Consider the following 16,675-nt stretch of genomic DNA (forward strand, 5'->3'; position numbering starts at 1 on the left):
AGTATGAGTATTAAGCGACTGCTGCAAGAAGCGAATGCGATTCAGGTGGGGGTGACGGTCACGGATTGGCGCGAAGTGATTGCGCTGGCTGCACAACCGCTGGTTCAAGGCGGTTACGTCAAGGATTCCTATCCTGAGGCGGTGATTGCCAATACCCTGACGCACGGTGCCTATTATGTGTTTGAAGAAGGGATCGCCATTCCGCATGCGCGTCCGGAAACCGGCGTGCTAAAAGATTGCTTCAGTATGATCGTGCTGGACGAGCCGATTTCGTTTGAAGGCAGTGACAAAGCCGACATTGTGATTATGTTCGGTGCGCGTGACAGCAATGCACACATCGAAGAGGGCATTCGCGCGATTGTTTCACTGCTGGAAGATGAAGAAACGCTGGTGCGCCTGCGGCAGGCCAGCAGTGTGGCGGAGGTGATAGAAATCCTATGACTTCACACACTGAAGAGAAGGTGGTGGTGCTGGTCAACGGCATTCCGGCCTCTGGCAAAAGCACCCTGACACGCGCGATGGCGGAGCAGTTTGGTTTTCCGGTACTGACGCTGGACAGCCTGAAAGAACCGTTTATGGCCAGTTTCGCGCCGGTGGATCGTCTGCGCAATCGTCAGTTGGGGTGCGCAGCCTATCAGGCGATTTGGAAGGTCGTGGGTCAAGCGCCAACTCGCTGCGTTTACCTGATCGACGCCTGGTTTGGCTTCCAGCCGAAAGAGGTGTTACAGCAGGGATTGCAGCAGGCGGGCATCACCCGGGTACTGGAGCTGTGGCTGGCGATCACACCAGACGAAGCGGTGGCGCGCTATCAGTCACGGCTCACCGATCGCATGCCAGGCCATCCAGGTGCCGAGTATCTGCCCGAACTGCGTAAGTTGGCAGAAACCGCACAGCCGATGGCGCTCGGACCGGTGTTGCAACTCGATGCCTGCGACCCTGACGAAGCTGCCGCGATTGCCTGGCTGCAACGGCAGTTGCGCTTACCGGTTAATGCTCAACCCGCTTTATCCGCTTCAGGTTGAAAGAAGGCCGCCAGCAGGGAGTTGAACTGTTGATCCTGTTGTTGATCATCAGCCAGCTGGCGGCAGACTTCGCCGAGAGCACGATAAAGTTGATCGGTGGCTAATTCGCCCTGATTCAGCGTGGCAATCTCATCCATCTCTGCCGCCCAGCGCCAGGCTTTTGGCAACATGTCTGGCGTAGCTTTCGCCATTCGTTGCAGCAGCGCTTGTTGGCTGTCCTGCATCTCTTCACGTAACGCCTCGGCTGCGCCCACGCGGCTGGCGTTGATCAGCATTGCCGAGGTCAGCAGGGTGATGCCTTTGTTAATTCCGGCGTAGGCCATCTTCAGCGCAGAGGCGGCGCCATTGTCGGCACTCATTACGCGAACGCGCAATCCCAAATCACTCAACTGTGCCAGTCGCGCAGCATGAGGACCCGCAAACCAAAAGCGTGGCCCTTGTGGATTGTGCGCGCCCGGCGGCAAGCCAATAATCGCCGCATCGGCAAAAGGGGTACCGGTGCTTTCAATCACCTGCGCCACCTGCTTCAACGTCTCCGGGCTGATGGCGTTGCAATCCACATACAGTGGCTTATGCGCGGCAGCTTGCAGAAACGGGGCCATCTGCTGCGCCCAGCTGAGTGCTGATTCGGGCGGCAGAATCGACAGAATAATATCGGCCTCGCAAAGCGCCTCAGCGCTACAGTCGACAATGTTTGCCTGCTGTGCACGCTGCTGAGATGGGGCGGATCGCTGGCTCAGCGGGGCAATGACTCGCGCCCCGTGCTGGACAAGTACAGCTCCCACGGCCGCGCCCATAGCGCCAGGTGCAGCGATAGCAATGGTTGTCATCAAAGTCACTCCTTTAAGCATCGAGCTGTCAGTATGGAACGCGCTGAAAAGATTGTGCACAGGGAAGTGCAAGCAAATACAACCGTTAACCAGACGTAAAAACACGTGTACTGAGAAAATCGATTAACGCGCGGACTTTAGGTGAAGGATGCTTACTGGCAGGCCATAGCAAATGGAACACATTGCGGTGACAAGCATAATCGTTAAGCACTGCTACCAGCGTGCCTTGCGCGAGGGCTTCCCGCACTGAGAAATCAGGCAGCATGGCGATGCCTAAACCGCGCATCGCAAAACAGACGCGCGTCTCAATGTTGTTACACACCATGCTGCTGGGCAAGGCCAGCTCCTGCTCATCTTCATAACCGCGCAGCACCCAGCGCTCCAGTTTGCCGGTGGTGTTGAAGCGATAATGCAGGCAGGAATGTTGTTGCAAATCTTCCGGCGTCTGCGGCGTGCCGTGACGTGCCAGATATTCGGGGGACGCGACGGCAATCGAGTAGGCGTAACCCAGTTTGCGCGCCGAAAGACGTGAATCCATCGGCGGGCCACCGCGCATCACCGCATCATAGCCTTCGGCAATCACATCCACTAAACGATCACTGAAATCGAGATCGAGCTGAATGTCAGGATAGGCCGTCATAAAGTCACCCAGCGCGGGCAGGATCAGCGAACTGACCATCGGGAAACTCAGTTTTAAGCGGCCAGTGGGCCGCTGCGCCGCTTGCGATAGTTCACTTTCAGCCGCTTCGATCTCGGCAAGAATGCGCCGACTGCGCTCTAAAAACAGCGCACCTTCAGCGGTTAAGGTAATGCTACGCGTGCTGCGGTGAAACAGCCGCACACCCAACCGGTCCTCCAAACGGGCGATACTTTTCCCGACCGCCGACGCGGAAATACCCAGATGCCGTCCCGCCGACACAAAACTGCGTGTCTCCGCCACCTGAACGAACACGATAAATCCATTGAGGCTGTCCATCCTGACCCCTTATTCAGGACAAAAATGTCCGGTGAGTCATGAAATGTACCCTACTTTTTCCGTAATCGGGAAGTGGCTACCTTAATCGGACTCATGACTCAGGAGCGAGAACAATGCAAAAGATCCTTCAGCAGGTGATGCAAACGGCGCTGGATGAACAGCGTCTGGTGGGGATGGAGGTGATGGTGAAGTGCGATGGCGTAACCTTGTTTCATCAGGCAGCAGGTTATGCCGATCGCGAAAACCAACGACTGATGACGGTGGGCGAGCGTTTTCGCCTCGCTTCTGTCAGCAAGCCGATAGTCAGTACTGCGGCGCTGATGTTGGTCGCAGCAGGAAGGCTGTCACTGGATAGCGATATCACGCGCTGGCTGCCAACGTTTAAACCGCTTCAGCCTGACGGCCGCAGGGCGTTGATCACCTTGCGTCAACTGCTGAGCCACAGCGCTGGTCTTAGCTATCGCTTCCTTGAGGCCGCCCCGGATGGACCCTATTCGCGGGCGGGTGTTTCGGATGGCATGGATGCGACCCCATTTTCTCTGCAGGAGAACTTGCAACGGCTTGGTACCGTTCCCTTGCTGTTCACTCCGGGTACAGCATGGTGCTATTCACTGGCGATTGATGTTGTGGGGGCGATCATTGAACAGGTCCAGCAGCAGCCATTGCCTGAAGCCATACACCATCTGGTCACCGGGCCACTCGGGATGAAACAGACAGGCTTCTCACTGTCAGCCGGTCAATCTGTTGCCACCGCTTATGTCAGCGACCAGCCTCGTCCACATATCTTGCGCGAGGGAGAGAGGGTGGCACCGTTTGAAGGGACAGTGGGTATCCCGTATAGCCCCGCACGCGTATACGATCCTCAGGCGTTTCCGTCCGGCGGCGCAGGCATGGTCGGAACGGTAAGCGATCTCATGACGCTGCTGGAAATGCTGCGCAGTGGGGGCGGTACTTTACTGCCGGCAGAGTGGGTAAGAGAGATGGCCCGGGATCAAGTCAGCCAGCACTTATTGCCGGATATGCCGGGCGTGGGATTTGGGCTGGGCTTCTCGGTATTGCGCGATCCGCTGCTGGCGGGCTCACCTGAATCTGCCGGCACCTGGCGCTGGGGTGGCGCGTACGGACATGCGTGGTTTGTCGATCCGCAGCAGGCACTGAGTGTTGTGGCGTTTACCAACACACTTTATGAGGGCATGTCCGGACAATTTGTTAATGATCTGCGCGATGCCGTTTACCTGGCAATACAGGAGGCCCAATGAGCACACGCTTACCCTTAGTGCCTTTAATGACACTCAGTCTGGCGGCGTTTGTTACGATTGTTACCGAAGCGCTGCCCGCCGGATTACTGGCTCCCATGGCGCGGGATTTACAGGTATCGGTGGCGGCGGCCGGGCAAAGCGTGTCGCTGTATGCCGTAGCATCGTTTCTTGCTGCCATTCCGCTCATGTCACTCCTGCAGGGCATGCCGCGACGCCGACTGCTGCTGTGCGCGCTGGCGGGATTTACACTTGCCAATGGCGCAACCGCATTGTTGAGTAGCTATCCCTTGATGCTGGTGGCTAGGGTATTGGCCGGTGTCGCCGCAGGTCTGTTGTGGGCGCTATTGGCCGGTTATGCAGCCGCCATGGCACCGCCGGAGCAGAAGGGCAAAGCCATTGCGATTACCATGGCGGGCACGCCGCTGGCGCTGGCTCTCGGCGTGCCTTTGGGCACGCTGGTGGGCAATATAATTGGCTGGCGCCTGAGTTTTGCTGCCTTGAGCGGATTATCGCTGTTGCTAATGCTAATACTACGGCTGACCGCGCCTAAGCAGCCGGGACAACGGGCGCATCAGCGTTTACCTTTACGTCAGGTGCTGATGTTACCTGGTGTAGCCAGAGTACTTATGCTGGTGCTCTGTGTCGTTCTGGCACACAACATCCTCTACACCTTTATCGTGCCATTTTTACAACCTGCCGGGCTGGCATTCCGCGCCGATGCGATATTGCTGCTGTTCGGTATCAGTTCTTTAGTCAGCATTTTTATCACCGGTTGGTGGGTTGATCGCTTCCTGCAGCCGATGCTGTTCATCAGCATTTTGTTGTTCATAGCCGCTGCGTTGCTGCTGCAACTGTTTCCCACTACGACAATGGCGATCTGGTTTGCGGTGCTGCTATGGGGACTGGCGTTTGGCGGCGCGGCAACGCTGTTTCAGACCGCGATGGTGGATCATGCCGGCAAAGCGGTGGATGTTGCGCAGTCGATGCTGGTCACGGTATGGAATCTGGCGATTGCCGGCGGTGGCATGATTGGCGGCATGTTGTTGCACAGCGTTGGCGTCAGCAGTTTCCCCCCGGCACTTTTATTGCTGCTGGCGGTCGCGCTGTGGGGGATTTGGCGCGGCAGAAAGCAGGCCAGACACGCTTGTGCTCATTCCCGGTCGTGATAATAACCGCATGATTCGACAAGGCATATCTCGCAGTCTCAACCAGGCTTGATGGATGTTCCGCATGATATTGCGCATCCATCAAGGAGACCTGTATGAAAATCGATTTGCACGGCAAAACCGCATTAGTCACTGCCTCAACCGGCGGCATTGGTTTCGCGATAGCTCAGGGATTAGCTGAGAGCGGCGCCGAAGTGGTGCTCAACGGGCGCAGCGAAGCCTCGGTAAGCCGCGCGCGGGAGAAGCTGAATGGACTGGTGGCCGGTGCCAAAATTCATACCTTTATCGCCGATCTTGGCAGCGCGCAGGGCGTCAAGCAGTTGCTCAATGGCTTGCCTGCCATTGATATCCTGGTCAACAACGCCGGGATCTACGGACCGCAGGACTTCTATGCCACCGATGACGAGACATGGGAAGCTTACTGGCAAACCAATGTGATGTCAGGCGTGCGACTGTCGCGCGCCTGTTGCCGGAGATGGTGAAACGTGGCTGGGGCCGCGTGGTGTTTATCTCTTCTGAGTCGGCGCGCAATATTCCCGCCGATATGGTGCATTACGGTGTGACCAAAACCGCGCAGCTCTCACTGGCGCGTGGGCTGGCGAAAGTGGCCGCAGGGAGTGGCGTGACGGTAAACAGCGTGCTGCCGGGTCCAACGATTTCGGATGGCTTTGCCGCGATGATGGAAGACGAGGTAAAACGCACCGGGAAATCGTTAGAGGTGTTGGCAAAAGAATTCGTGATGGCACAACGTCCAAGCTCGGTGATCCAGCGCGCCGCCACGGTAGAAGAGGTGGCGAATATGGTAGTGTATATCTGCTCACAACAAGCTTCGGCCACTTCCGGCGCAGCACTGCGCGTGGATGGTGGTGTGGTGGACGATATTGTTTAACGATTGATAGCACCGACAAAACCGTAGCGGCGAGATTGATCTCGCCCTCGAACAGCAATGAAGCTGCCAGAGGGGGGCCGCTACGTTAAGTACAGCCAACAACACCCAGACAAAAGTTTACACAGCAATACTTGGTGTTTCTGCTTCCTCTGCTTAGAATGCCCGCACTTTACTCTGGGGCGATGGCATGACCAAATCGGCACAACGCGCAAAATGGATTCTGGCACTGCTTTGTCTGGTGCTGGCGTTTTGTCTCGTCCAGCGTAGCGTCAATTTTTCTGGCGCAACACAGGCGCCCATTAGCGCATCGTCGTTGAGCAGTAGCGAAATCATCGGTGGTGAGAAAATCTGCTCTATCAGTGCGAAATCACTGCACGCCGCAGCCCCGATAATAGAATCCGTCATGACGTTCCTGTTGATGGTGGTGGCGCTACTTGCCACGCTCTTCCAGCCTGATCCTACGCGCGGCTATCGTCGCGAACCCCTGTTTCCGCCCGTACAGCGGCGGCATCTGACCTTTTGCGTCTTCCGGGAATAACCCTACGCCATCCATCGCGTAAACCTTGTTATTCACCGGAGAAAAAAATCATGAATCTCTTTATCAGGAGCCTGTTGCTCCTGTTAGCCTGCTGCGCCAGCGTGGCGCAAGCCGCCGACAGCGGCTGGCTGCGCAATGCGCAAAATAGCCACGCCGAAGTGCGTTTGCGCAGCGCCAGCCACGGCGAAAATGCGCAATTATTGCTGGATATCCATCTGGAAAAAGGCTGGAAAACCTACTGGCGATCGCCGGGCGAAGGGGGCGTTGCTCCTGAAATTCGCTGGCAAACGCCTGAGGTAAAAGCACAGTGGCACTGGCCTGCACCCGCCCGTTTTGACGTCAGTGGCCTGACGACGCAAGGCTATAAAGGCAATATCACGCTGCCGATAGACATCGCTTCTCTGCCGGGGGCAACGCTGGCCGGTACGCTCACGCTGTCTACCTGCAGTGACGTCTGCATTCTGACCGACTTCCCGTTCAATCTCGATCTCACGCAAGCCGTTGATGGCGATTTCGCTCGCGACTATGCGCAAGCAATGGGGCAGATTCCGGCCGCGAGCGGTGTTACCGATCAACTTGATGCCAGTTATCGTAACGGTGAGCTACAGATCCGTGCGCAGCGCCAGCAAGGCTGGAGCAAACCGGAACTGTTTTTCGACTATCCGCAAGGCAGCATGCTGGCGGCGCCACACATTAGCGTCACAGGTGATACGCTAACGGCGCGTGTGGCGGTGACCGACGAGTGGGGCGAAGCAGCACCCGATTTACAGGGGAAAAGCCTGTCGCTGGTGGTGGCGGACGCGGGCATTGCTCAGCAAAGCACGGTGATCATCGGTTCTCAGCCATTAGTTTCTGAAAGCGGATCGCAAACCTTATGGTCGGTGCTGCTGCTGGCGTTGCTGGGAGGCTTGATCCTCAATCTGATGCCTTGCGTATTGCCGGTGCTGGCGATCAAACTTAGCAGCCTGGTACAGCAACAAGGGCAAACGCGTCGTCAGACTCGCCAGCAATTCCTCGCGTCCAGCGCCGGGATTGTGTTTTCGTTCATGCTATTGGCGGCGTTGATGACCGGCCTACGGCTTAGCGGCCAGGCACTGGATGGGGCATTCAGTTCCAGAGCGGGGGATTTCTGCTGGCGATGGTGCTGGTGATGTTCCTGTTCACCGCCAGCCTGTTCGACTTACTGCAGTTCCGCTTGCCCTCCAGTCTTAACACCCGACTGGCAACCCAAGGCGGTAACGGGCTGTTGGGTCACTTTGGCCAGGGAGCGTTTGCCACCTTGTTAGCGACGCCGTGCAGCGCGCCGTTCCTCGGCACCGCTGTGGCCTACGCGCTCACCGCAGCGTTACCGCAGCTGTGGCTGCTATTTGCGGCACTCGGCATCGGCATGAGCCTGCCGTGGTTGTTGGTCGCGGCGTTGCCGGGTTTGGCGCGCTGTTTACCGCGTCCGGGGCGCTGGATGGTGCATCTGCGCACCATGCTCGGCCTGTTGATGCTGATCGCCACCTTCTGGCTGGTCACGCTGCTGATACCGCATTGGGGTAACACCGTTGCCATGGTGCTGGGTGGCGTGTTGCTGCTGGTACTGTGCGGCTGGTTAATTCAGCATCGTGCGCTGCAACAAGCCGGTGTGGTGTTTATCACCCTGACGTTGGTGGGAGCGGTATTCCTGATGACGCGTATCGCGCCGGAGGAGGAAACGCTGTACTGGCAGCCGCTGACTGAAGCAGCGATCAATCAGGCGCTGGAACAGGATAAACGCGTATTTGTCGATGTTACTGCTGACTGGTGTATCACCTGCAAAGTGAACAAATCCCGCGTGCTGAATCAACCTGACGTTCGTGCTGCGCTCAAAGCCGAAGATGTGGTGCTGCTACGCGGTGACTGGACCCAGCCCGATCCGGCGATCGGCGAATTCCTGCGTAAGCGCGATCGTGTCGCCATCCCTTTCAACCAAATTTATGGCCCGGCATTGCCGCATGGCCACATTTTGTCACCGCTGTTAAGTCGTGAAGCGGTGATTTCCACACTCTCTGAGGCTAAAAAATAATGAAAAAATCCCTGTTACTGCCCCTGATGTTTCTGACACTGCCTGCGCTGGCGGCTGCACCTTTCACACCAGAGCAGGAGGCTCGCATTAAAGAGCTGATTCGCGAAACGCTGGTGCAGAACCCGGCGATTCTGGCCGAAGCGGCTGATGCCTTCGACAAAGAAGCGGCGAAACAGCAGCAGAGTGTTGTCGCGCAGATGGTGCAGAAAACCATGACGCCTTATTCAACGATGCCGGTTCACCGCGCATCGGGGCGGAGAAACCGGCGCTAACGCTGGTTTATTTCACGGACTACAACTGCGTATTCTGCAAAAAATTCGATGCAGATATCGAGAAGCTGCTAAAAACCTATCCACAGGTGGCGGTGGTGCTGAAGCCGCTGCCGTACCGCGCAGAGACATCCTTGACCTCCGCACGGCTGGCGTTGACCGTTTGGGAACAGCAACCGAAAAACTTCCTGAAACTTCACGAGCGCCTGATGGCGAAGAAGGGCAATCATGACGAAGCCAGTATTGCCGCCGCGCTGGACAAAACCGGCATCAAGCTGAAAGAGCCAAGCAAAGCCAGTCTCGACACCATCAATACAAATTTGACGCTGGCGCAGCAGTTAGGCGTTCAGGGCACGCCCGCCACGCTGGTTGGCAATGAATTGATCAGCGGCGCGGTGCCGTATGCACAACTGGAAGCGGCAGTGAAGGGCGCGCTGCAGGCCAAGCATGATGCGTCTCAAGCGCTGGCTGCGTGAAGCGGTGTGGCTGGTGCTGATCGCAGCCGCGATAATTTGGGGTATGGATTGGCTGCGTTCTCCGCAGCTTCCTGCCGACCTGGCGCAACAGCCGCTGACGGCGCTGCATGGCGAAGTTAATCTGGCCACGTTAAGCCAGGATAAGCCGTTGCTGGTGTATGTGTGGGCCACCTGGTGCGGGGTGTGCAAACTCACCACCCCAACGGTAGCCGCGCTCAGCCAGAGCGGTACGCAGGTGGTGAGCGTGGCGTTGCGGTCGGGTAATGACTTGCGTGTTGCGACCTGGCTGGAGAAGAAAGGGCTGCAAGGCCCAGCGGTGAACGATGAAAACGGTGCAGTGAGTCAAGGCTGGGATATCAGCGTTACCCCGACCTTTATCGTGTTGCAGCAGGGCAAAGTGGTGAGCACCACCACCGGCTGGAGCAGCAGTTGGGGATTGAAATTGCGGCTCTGGTGGACGGAAAAATTTAGCTAACACAAGTGTGCACGCCAGATCGGCAAAACCAATACGTTGGCTGTCAATTTAGGCGATTTATTAGTTAAGCTGTTACTTTCCGAAGTGGCAGCTTTTTTTTGCGCATTAAGGCGAATGCTATCCAGTCACCTCTGAGCTACCCGCGGTTTTTGTACCCTTTTGACAACACACACAGAAGTTAATGAGCAGGCTGGGGTCACTTTCGGGCTGGTATTTCGCAGCGCTGAACAGAATGAGTTTGCCAGGAGAGCCTGCAGGACGCGGGCGAAAGGCGGGACGGCACACGATGTGCCATCCCCGCCGGTCCGTAAGGCAAACGAATGACGTGAAGGCACTGTGTTAGCGGCGCGAGGACCGCCAGCCCCAAAGCGGCCCCAGACTGCGTTAACGCTGATCGTTTAACCGGTAAGCGGCAATCAAGCAGGAACTCATGCACTATCCAGGGATGCACCTGCAAGTGTCTCAGACATCTACCGCGCTCCGAGAAAATCCTCACGCTGCGGGGTAAAAGTATCCAGCAGCGTACCCGCTTCCAGACAAACGCAACCGTGCACAATATTCGGCGCCTTATATAACGTGTCTCCGGCTCCAACCTCCTGCGTAACCCCATCTATCGTGAAAGCAAAACGGCCCGACAGCACATAGGTTAGTTGTTCATGTGGATGATGATGCAATGGCCCAACCGCATCCTTTTCAAATGTCACTTCGACTGCCATCATCCGACCACCGTGGGCCATGACTCGCCGCGTCACACCGTTGCCGAGGTCTTCCTGAGTCGTGGCGCTTTTATAAATAAACATGGGTTCCCCTCACCAGTAACTTCATCAATGTGTGACATGCCTCACATTGAAAGAGACATTTCAGGGCTGCATTTTAACGCGCTTTGATTAAAATGAAACGGTGTTTCAATTTAATATGAGGATGGATCATGAAAATCGCTTTGATGATGGAAAATAGCCAGGCCGCCAAGAACGCAACCGTGTTGAAAGAACTGCAAACCGTCGCGCAACCGCTCGGCCATCAGGTGTTTAACGTCGGCATGAGCGACGAACAGGATCATCATCTGACCTACATTCACCTCGGCATCATGGCCAGCGTGCTGCTGAACAGCAAAGCGGTGGACTTTGTGGTCGCCGGTTGTGGCACTGGACAGGGCGCATTGGTGTCATTGAACCTGCATCCTGGCGTGGTGTGCGGCTACTGTATTGATCCTGCCGATGCTTATCTGTTTGCCCAGATCAATAATGGCAATGCGCTCTCGCTGCCGTTCGCCAAAGGCTTTGGCTGGGGCGCTGAGCTAAATCTGCGCTTTATTTTTGAGAAAGCCTTTACCGGTGAAAAAGGACTGGGTTATCCGCCGGAGCGCAAAGAGCCGCAGGTGCGCAATGCGGGCATTCTCAATCAGGTGAAAGCGGCGCTGCTGAAAGACAATTATCTTGATTCGTTGCGCGCGATAGACCCTGAACTGGTGAAGACCGCTGTCAGCGGCCCGCGTTTGCAGGAGTGCCTGTTTGAACATGGGCAGAATCAGGAAATTGTGCGATACGTGCGCGAGTTGCTCTAACAGCGCAAGAAGCATGCCGCGACCCGCAAGGCGTCGCGGCATTGTGGTTATGCCCGGCTCGCTTCCACCAGCATCTGTGTGTAGGGCATCTGCGCCCGATTTCCCACCAACGCATCCACATCCAGCGTCTCCAGCATCTTCCCGTGCTGCATGACGGCCACGCGATGGCACAGATGCGCCACTACGCCAAGATCGTGCGTCACCATCAGATAGGTCAGATTCTCCTGCTGCTGTAAGTCGCTCAACAGATTCAGGATCTCCGCCTGCACGGAAACATCCAATGCAGAGGTCGGTTCATCCAGCAACAACACGCGGGGTTCAAGGATCAGCGCTCGTGCAATGGCCACACGCTGACGCTGACCGCCTGAAAGCTGATGCGGATAGCGGGTCTGCCAGGCGCGATTCAATCCCACTTTTTCCAGCATCGCAACCACGCGCTGGCTCCGTTGACCGATACCGTGAATGTGCAGCGGCTCTTCCAGAATATCGCCAATAGTGTGGCGTGGATGCAACGAGCCATAAGGATCCTGGAACACCATCTGCACCTGACGACAGCGCTCGCGGGCGATGCGATGTTGCAGTTTTTGTCCCGCAATCGCTAGCTCGCCCTCCCAATGGGTAAACAGCCCGGCAAGGCATTTCAGTACCGTGGTTTTCCCCGATCCCGACTCGCCAACCAGACCAAAAATCTCGCCCTCGTTCACCGACAAACTCACGTCATACAGCACCTGATTGCGCTGCTCTTCCTCACCGAAACTGAGGTTGAGGTGATTCACGCGGATCATCTCGTTCATGCTCTCTCCTTAATGTTGTGACCAACTGGCCTGACGTTGCAGCACCGGCAACCGCGAACGGCGTATATCCATATCCGGCAGCGCGGCCAGTAATCCCTGAGTGTAAGGATGCTGGGCTTGATCGAGTTGGTCGGCTGCCAGCGACTCGACCACACGTCCGGCGTACATCACTAATACCCGATCGCAAAAGCGTCGCACCAAATTGAGATCGTGACTGATGAAAATCAGCCCCAGTCCGCGCTGCTGCACCAGCTCATCCAGCAGCGTCAGCACCTGCAAGCGCACGGAAACATCCAGCGCGGAAGTCGGTTCATCGGCAATAAGCAGCTCCGGATCGGTGATTAACATCATGGCGATCATGACGCGCTGTCCTTGACCGCCTGAAATCTCATGCGGATAACACTGATAAACGCGCTGGGGATCGCGAATCTGCACCACTTCGAGCATCTCCATTGCTCGCTGACGTGCAATGTCACGCTGCCCCGGATGATGGCTGCGCCAGGCTTCGGCAATTTGTTCGCCAACGCGCACCACCGGATTCAAGGAGTATTTAGGGTCTTGCATGATCATCGAAATGCGTTTGCCGCGCACGGCACGCATCTGTGCAGGTGAAGCCCGCAGCAGATCGACATCGGCAAATTGCATACGCTGTGCGGTGACCTGCGCACTGCGCGGATGCAGTTGCAACAGCGCACGGCCGACCGTGGATTTGCCCGAACCCGATTCACCGACAATCGCCAGCTTCTCTTTGCCCAACTGGAAGGAGATGCCGCGTACCGCCGGCGTTATCTGACCTCCGTTCACGAAGTTAACCTGTAAATCCTGCACGTCGAGCAGGGGCGCAGCGCTATTCACTGCGAGGATCGAGGATGTCACGTAGGCCATCTCCTAAGAAGTTAAACGCCAGACTGTTCACCAGAATGGCTAAACCCGGCACCGTGACCACCCACCAGCACTCCAGCATGTAAGTGCGGCCACTGGCGATCATCGCGCCCCATTCCGGATCGGGCGGCTGTGCGCCCAAGCCGAGAAAACCCAGGCCCGCAGCCGTCAAAATGATGCCCGCCATGTTCATGGTGATGCGGATGATCACCGAGGGCAGGCACAGCGGCACAATGTGTTTCCACAGTATGCGCAGGGAGGACGCACCCTGTAAGCGTACGGCGGAGACAAAATCGGCCTGACGCAGTGACAGCGCTTCTGCACGCGCTAAACGGGCAATCGGCGGCCAGGCGGTGAGCGTTATCGCAATCACCACATGCTCCAGGCCAGGCCCCAGCGCGGCAACAAACGCCAGCGCCAGTACCAGACTCGGGAACGAGATGAAGATGTCGGTAACACGCATCAATACGCTATCGACTTTGCCGCCGAAATAGCCGGCGGTCACCCCCAACAGCAGACCCAGCGGGCCCACGGTCACCGACACCAGCAGCACGATGTATAAGGTGATGCGCGCGCCCCATACCAGGCGGCTAAAGATGTCGCGGCCAAATTCATCGGTGCCAAACCAGTGCTGGGCACTCGGTGGCACCAGCGCGTTATTGAGATCCTGAATCAGCGGAGGATAGGGGGCGATCCACGGTGCAAATAGTGCGACGATCAGCAGCAGTAAAATAATGCCACCGCCGATGGCCGTCAGGGGATTGCGAGCCATTTGCCACAGGAAATGCCCGACACGCGTCAGGGCGCGGCGACAGCGTGCCAGACGTTCGCGCGAGTCGCTGGCATGAACCAGATCTAGAGAGACAGTCATACTTTGGTCCTCGGATCGAACACCTGATAAAGCAGGTCAGAGAGTAGGTTAAGCAGCACGAAAATCAGGCCGACCACCAGCACGCAGCCCATCACCGCATTCATATCACCGAGCATCAGGCTGCCGGTGAGGTAAGAGCCAAAGCCGGGCCAGGAGAACACGGTTTCAATCAGCACCGCACCTTCGAGCAGTGATCCATACGCCAGCGCCACTACCGTCAGGAGCTGCACCAAAATATTGCGGAAGGCGTGTTGCCAGATCACTTGCCACTCGGTCAGGCCTTTCACCCGCGCCGTTAAAATGAACTCCTGCGACAGCTGTGCCAGCATAAAGCTGCGCGTCATGCGGCTAATGTAGGCGAGCGAATGAAAACCCAGCAGGGAAGCGGGCAGGATCAGATGGTTGAGCGCGTTGTTAAACACGGTGAAATTGCCCGCCAGCAGCGCATCCACCAGCAGTAAGCCCGTGCGGCGCGGGACAATGTCATCCAGACTGAAATCGACCCGACCGGCACCGCCGACCCAACCCAGGTGCGCGTAAAACAGCAGCAAACCGATCATGCCGACCCAGAAAATCGGTGTCGAGTAACCGGCCAGACTGATAATGCGCACCAGGTAATCGACCACGCTGTTGCGGCGTGCGGCGGCCCAGACGCCAAGTGGCACGCCGAGTCCGGTGCCAAGTACAATCGCCAGCGTGGCGAGTTCGAGGGTGGCCGGGAACACGCGCAGAATATCGTTGATTACCGGCTGACCGGTGAGCAGCGCCAGGCCAAGATTGCCGTGCAGCAGGCCTTGCAGGTAAATCCAGAACTGCATCCACAGGGGTTTATCAAAGCCCAGCTGATGGTAAACCTGCTGATAGGTGGCGTGATCGGCATCCGGTCCGACAATCGCCAGCACCGGATCGAGCGGCATCACCCGGCCAATAAAGAAGGTGAGCATCAGCAAACCAAACAGAGTGATGGCGACCTGCAACACCCGGCTGCGGATTTGTCGCCAGTGACGTTTAGTGAAGGTCATTGGGCACCTCCAGCCAGGCTCTCTGGCGTTTTCCACACATCGCGCAGGAAAGTGGTGGCGGAAGGATGTGGCACGTAATCCTGCACGCGATTGTTCACCACCACCGAATCGGTCATCTGAGAAATCGGCATCAGTGCGGGGATCAACTGGTCATAGCGCTGTTGAATAGCGAAATAGTCCTGCTGTTGTTTTGCCGTGTCGCGTTCCAGCAGGGCATGATCGATCATCTGGTTGAGCTGGGCATCGTAAAAACCGGTACGCCAGCCCTGGAAATTGGTGAGCCGGGCGCTATCGGCATTGTTGGGGTTGTACACCAGCGACCGCAGGCTGGAGTGCGGGTGCGGCTCCACACCGCTGCCGCCGCGACCCACCAGCAAATTGAACTGGCGCTCACGCATTGCACCATAAATCTGGTTACCGGTGCCGGTGATGATTTTTGCGCGAATGCCGGCCTGCATCAGCGTGGATTGAATGGCGATGGCGATGTTCAGGAACGGTTGATCGGCCAACACGCGCAACGTGGTGTCGAAGCCGTTGGGATAACCCGCAGCGGCGAGTAACGCTTTGGCGCGAGGCACATCAAGGCGATAACCAGGATCGGGCAGCGTCTCTGGCATGCCGGATTGAATAGGGCGCTGATGCAAGGTGCCATAACCGGCCATCAGGGTTTTGTTGATGCCCTGATAATCCACCAGATAGCGCACCGCTTCACGGACCTGCGGATTGGCGAAGTGGTCATCCTTCATGCTCATCGCCAGATAGTAAATTGTGCCTTTCTGCACCGCATCGATGCTGAGGTCGGGATCGTGGCGCAGCGCCTGCACATCGGGGATCGCCATGTTGTTGGCAATATCGATGTCGCCTTTCTGCATCATCAAACGCAGGGTTTGTGATTCCTGCAAATGGCGGAACACCACGCGATTAAGCCTGGGAGCGCCACGCCAGTATTCGTCATCCCGACTGATGCGCAGCACGTCTTTGGCCTGCCAGACATCGAGACGAAACGGGCCCGATCCGGCTTCGTGCGTGGTCAGCCAGCGGTTGCCCCAGTCATTGTTGACCGCATGCGACTGCACGGTTTTACTGTCCAGCACCACCATGCTGCCGAGCGCGGCCAGTGAATAGAGCACCAGCTGGGGATCGTTAGGTTTAGGCAACTGGATCACCACGGTGCGGGCATCGGGTGCGCGGATCATCTGATCCACGTTGTCTCTGCTGAAGCCGTAGGATTTCCACACTGAAGCCTGCGCCAGATTAAGATGCAGTACGCGGCGCATCGACCACATCACATCGTCGCTGGTCAGCACGTTACCGGAATGAAAGCGCACGCCGTCACGTAGATGGAAGGTGAGCTGGCGGTTATCGGGGCTAATTTCCCAGCGCTCCGCCAGTGCAGGACGTACCTGCGTTAGCTGGCGCGGATCCAGCTCCACCAGGCCATCGTAGAGATTGACCACGATGCCCACCACTTCGTTGCCGGTCATGGCGGCGGGATCGAGTGTCAACAAATTGTTCATGTTCATGCCCACAATCAGCTGGTCGTCTGGCGTGGCGGCCAGCAGCGACGGGCTACCGGTGAGCAGAAGCAGCGT

At 57.2% G+C, this 16,675-nt stretch carries 15 protein-coding genes and 3 pseudogenes; 10 read left to right on the forward strand and 8 right to left on the reverse strand.

Going from position 1 to position 16,675, the window contains the following annotated elements; all coding sequences use genetic code 11:
• Positions 1-3: 3 nt before the first annotated feature.
• Both HA45_RS10795 and HA45_RS10800 read left to right on the forward strand, forming a co-directional pair.
• On the forward strand, positions 4-441 hold the full coding sequence (locus tag HA45_RS10795) for a PTS sugar transporter subunit IIA (protein WP_100700049.1): 438 nt from the start codon (positions 4-6) through the stop codon (positions 439-441).
• Entirely contained in the window at positions 438-1,022 is a 585-nt protein-coding gene (locus HA45_RS10800) for a P-loop nucleotide/nucleoside kinase family protein (protein ID WP_100700050.1), read from the forward strand. The genes HA45_RS10795 and HA45_RS10800 overlap by 4 nt, the downstream gene beginning before the upstream one ends.
• Here HA45_RS10800 and HA45_RS10805 read toward each other — a convergent pair.
• Both HA45_RS10805 and HA45_RS10810 read right to left on the reverse strand, forming a co-directional pair.
• On the reverse strand, positions 995-1,852 hold the full coding sequence (locus HA45_RS10805) for an NAD(P)-dependent oxidoreductase (RefSeq protein ID WP_100700051.1): 858 nt from the start codon (positions 1,850-1,852) through the stop codon (positions 995-997). The genes HA45_RS10800 and HA45_RS10805 overlap by 28 nt on opposite strands.
• 85 nt (positions 1,853-1,937) lie before the next feature.
• On the reverse strand, positions 1,938-2,828 hold the full coding sequence (locus HA45_RS10810) for a LysR family transcriptional regulator (protein WP_100700052.1): 891 nt from the start codon (positions 2,826-2,828) through the stop codon (positions 1,938-1,940).
• A 113-nt stretch (positions 2,829-2,941) separates the two neighbouring features.
• On the opposite strand from HA45_RS10810, the gene HA45_RS10815 reads away from it, so the two are divergent.
• The 7 genes and pseudogenes from HA45_RS10815 (at position 2,942) to HA45_RS10845 (ending at position 9,950) form a co-directional block, all read left to right on the forward strand.
• Positions 2,942-4,087, forward strand: coding sequence for a serine hydrolase domain-containing protein (locus HA45_RS10815; protein ID WP_100700053.1), 1,146 nt, complete (start codon positions 2,942-2,944; stop codon positions 4,085-4,087).
• Positions 4,084-5,253 carry an MFS transporter gene (locus HA45_RS10820; RefSeq protein WP_100700054.1) on the forward strand — a complete coding sequence of 390 codons (1,170 nt, stop codon included), beginning with the start codon at positions 4,084-4,086 and terminating at the stop codon, positions 5,251-5,253. The genes HA45_RS10815 and HA45_RS10820 overlap by 4 nt, the downstream gene beginning before the upstream one ends.
• A gap of 95 nt (positions 5,254-5,348) precedes the next feature.
• Positions 5,349-6,142, forward strand: a pseudogene (locus tag HA45_RS10825) (SDR family NAD(P)-dependent oxidoreductase).
• 187 nt (positions 6,143-6,329) lie between these two features.
• Positions 6,330-6,680 carry a hypothetical protein gene (locus tag HA45_RS10830; protein WP_100700056.1) on the forward strand — a complete coding sequence of 117 codons (351 nt, stop codon included), beginning with the start codon at positions 6,330-6,332 and terminating at the stop codon, positions 6,678-6,680.
• A 47-nt stretch (positions 6,681-6,727) separates the two neighbouring features.
• Positions 6,728-8,730 (forward strand): annotated as a pseudogene (locus HA45_RS10835) (protein-disulfide reductase DsbD family protein).
• Positions 8,730-9,475 (forward strand): annotated as a pseudogene (locus HA45_RS10840) (DsbA family protein). The pseudogenes HA45_RS10835 and HA45_RS10840 overlap by 1 nt, the downstream one beginning before the upstream one ends.
• Positions 9,447-9,950, forward strand: a complete 504-nt coding sequence (locus HA45_RS10845) for a protein disulfide oxidoreductase (protein ID WP_100700059.1) — start codon at positions 9,447-9,449, stop codon at positions 9,948-9,950. The pseudogene HA45_RS10840 and the gene HA45_RS10845 overlap by 29 nt, the downstream one beginning before the upstream one ends.
• Positions 9,951-10,420: 470 nt before the next feature.
• Here HA45_RS10845 and HA45_RS10855 read toward each other — a convergent pair whose 3' ends face one another.
• Positions 10,421-10,750 carry a cupin domain-containing protein gene (locus HA45_RS10855; RefSeq protein WP_100700060.1) on the reverse strand — a complete coding sequence of 110 codons (330 nt, stop codon included), beginning with the start codon at positions 10,748-10,750 and terminating at the stop codon, positions 10,421-10,423.
• 128 nt (positions 10,751-10,878) lie between these two features.
• Here HA45_RS10855 and HA45_RS10860 point away from each other — a divergent pair, with 128 nt between their 5' ends.
• Entirely contained in the window at positions 10,879-11,514 is a 636-nt protein-coding gene (locus HA45_RS10860; protein ID WP_100700061.1) for an RpiB/LacA/LacB family sugar-phosphate isomerase, read from the forward strand.
• A 47-nt stretch (positions 11,515-11,561) separates the two neighbouring features.
• On the opposite strand, the gene HA45_RS10865 is transcribed toward HA45_RS10860, so the two are convergent.
• From HA45_RS10865 to HA45_RS10885, 5 genes are read right to left on the reverse strand one after another with little or no spacing between them, the layout of a single operon-like run.
• Positions 11,562-12,299 (reverse strand): ABC transporter ATP-binding protein, encoded by a 738-nt coding sequence (locus HA45_RS10865; RefSeq protein WP_100700142.1) that lies wholly within the window; start codon positions 12,297-12,299, stop codon positions 11,562-11,564.
• An 18-nt stretch (positions 12,300-12,317) separates the two neighbouring features.
• Positions 12,318-13,184 carry an ABC transporter ATP-binding protein gene (locus tag HA45_RS10870; RefSeq protein WP_100700143.1) on the reverse strand — a complete coding sequence of 289 codons (867 nt, stop codon included), beginning with the start codon at positions 13,182-13,184 and terminating at the stop codon, positions 12,318-12,320.
• Complete coding sequence (locus HA45_RS10875) at positions 13,156-14,061, reverse strand: ABC transporter permease (protein ID WP_100700062.1); 906 nt, start codon at positions 14,059-14,061, stop codon at positions 13,156-13,158. The genes HA45_RS10870 and HA45_RS10875 overlap by 29 nt, the downstream gene beginning before the upstream one ends.
• Complete coding sequence (locus HA45_RS10880) at positions 14,058-15,083, reverse strand: ABC transporter permease (RefSeq protein ID WP_100700063.1); 1,026 nt, start codon at positions 15,081-15,083, stop codon at positions 14,058-14,060. The genes HA45_RS10875 and HA45_RS10880 overlap by 4 nt, the downstream gene beginning before the upstream one ends.
• A complete protein-coding gene (locus tag HA45_RS10885) occupies positions 15,080-16,606 on the reverse strand; it encodes an ABC transporter substrate-binding protein (RefSeq protein ID WP_420849022.1) in 1,527 nt (508 codons plus the stop codon). The genes HA45_RS10880 and HA45_RS10885 overlap by 4 nt, the downstream gene beginning before the upstream one ends.
• Between the last annotated feature and the right edge of the window lie 69 nt (positions 16,607-16,675).

Origin of the sequence: Pantoea rodasii, from assembly GCF_002095465.1 — a bacterium.
In the GTDB taxonomy this organism is placed as follows: Bacteria; Pseudomonadota; Gammaproteobacteria; order Enterobacterales; family Enterobacteriaceae; genus Pantoea; species Pantoea rodasii.

Excerpts from the sequence above, each read along its gene's own strand:
- HA45_RS10795 (WP_100700049.1), top strand. The coding sequence starts at position 4 with ATGAGTATTAAGCGACTGCTGCAAGAAGCGAATGCGATTCAGGTGGGG.
- HA45_RS10800 (WP_100700050.1), top strand. The coding sequence starts at position 438 with ATGACTTCACACACTGAAGAGAAGGTGGTGGTGCTGGTCAACGGCATT.
- HA45_RS10805 (WP_100700051.1), bottom strand. The coding sequence starts at position 1,852 with ATGACAACCATTGCTATCGCTGCACCTGGCGCTATGGGCGCGGCCGTG.
- HA45_RS10810 (WP_100700052.1), bottom strand. The coding sequence starts at position 2,828 with ATGGACAGCCTCAATGGATTTATCGTGTTCGTTCAGGTGGCGGAGACA.
- HA45_RS10815 (WP_100700053.1), top strand. The coding sequence starts at position 2,942 with ATGCAAAAGATCCTTCAGCAGGTGATGCAAACGGCGCTGGATGAACAG.
- HA45_RS10820 (WP_100700054.1), top strand. The coding sequence starts at position 4,084 with ATGAGCACACGCTTACCCTTAGTGCCTTTAATGACACTCAGTCTGGCG.
- HA45_RS10830 (WP_100700056.1), top strand. The coding sequence starts at position 6,330 with ATGACCAAATCGGCACAACGCGCAAAATGGATTCTGGCACTGCTTTGT.
- HA45_RS10845 (WP_100700059.1), top strand. The coding sequence starts at position 9,447 with ATGATGCGTCTCAAGCGCTGGCTGCGTGAAGCGGTGTGGCTGGTGCTG.
- HA45_RS10855 (WP_100700060.1), bottom strand. The coding sequence starts at position 10,750 with ATGTTTATTTATAAAAGCGCCACGACTCAGGAAGACCTCGGCAACGGT.
- HA45_RS10860 (WP_100700061.1), top strand. The coding sequence starts at position 10,879 with ATGAAAATCGCTTTGATGATGGAAAATAGCCAGGCCGCCAAGAACGCA.
- HA45_RS10865 (WP_100700142.1), bottom strand. The coding sequence starts at position 12,299 with ATGATCCGCGTGAATCACCTCAACCTCAGTTTCGGTGAGGAAGAGCAG.
- HA45_RS10875 (WP_100700062.1), bottom strand. The coding sequence starts at position 14,061 with ATGACTGTCTCTCTAGATCTGGTTCATGCCAGCGACTCGCGCGAACGT.
- HA45_RS10880 (WP_100700063.1), bottom strand. The coding sequence starts at position 15,083 with ATGACCTTCACTAAACGTCACTGGCGACAAATCCGCAGCCGGGTGTTG.
- HA45_RS10885 (WP_420849022.1), bottom strand. The coding sequence starts at position 16,606 with ATGAACATGAACAATTTGTTGACACTCGATCCCGCCGCCATGACCGGC.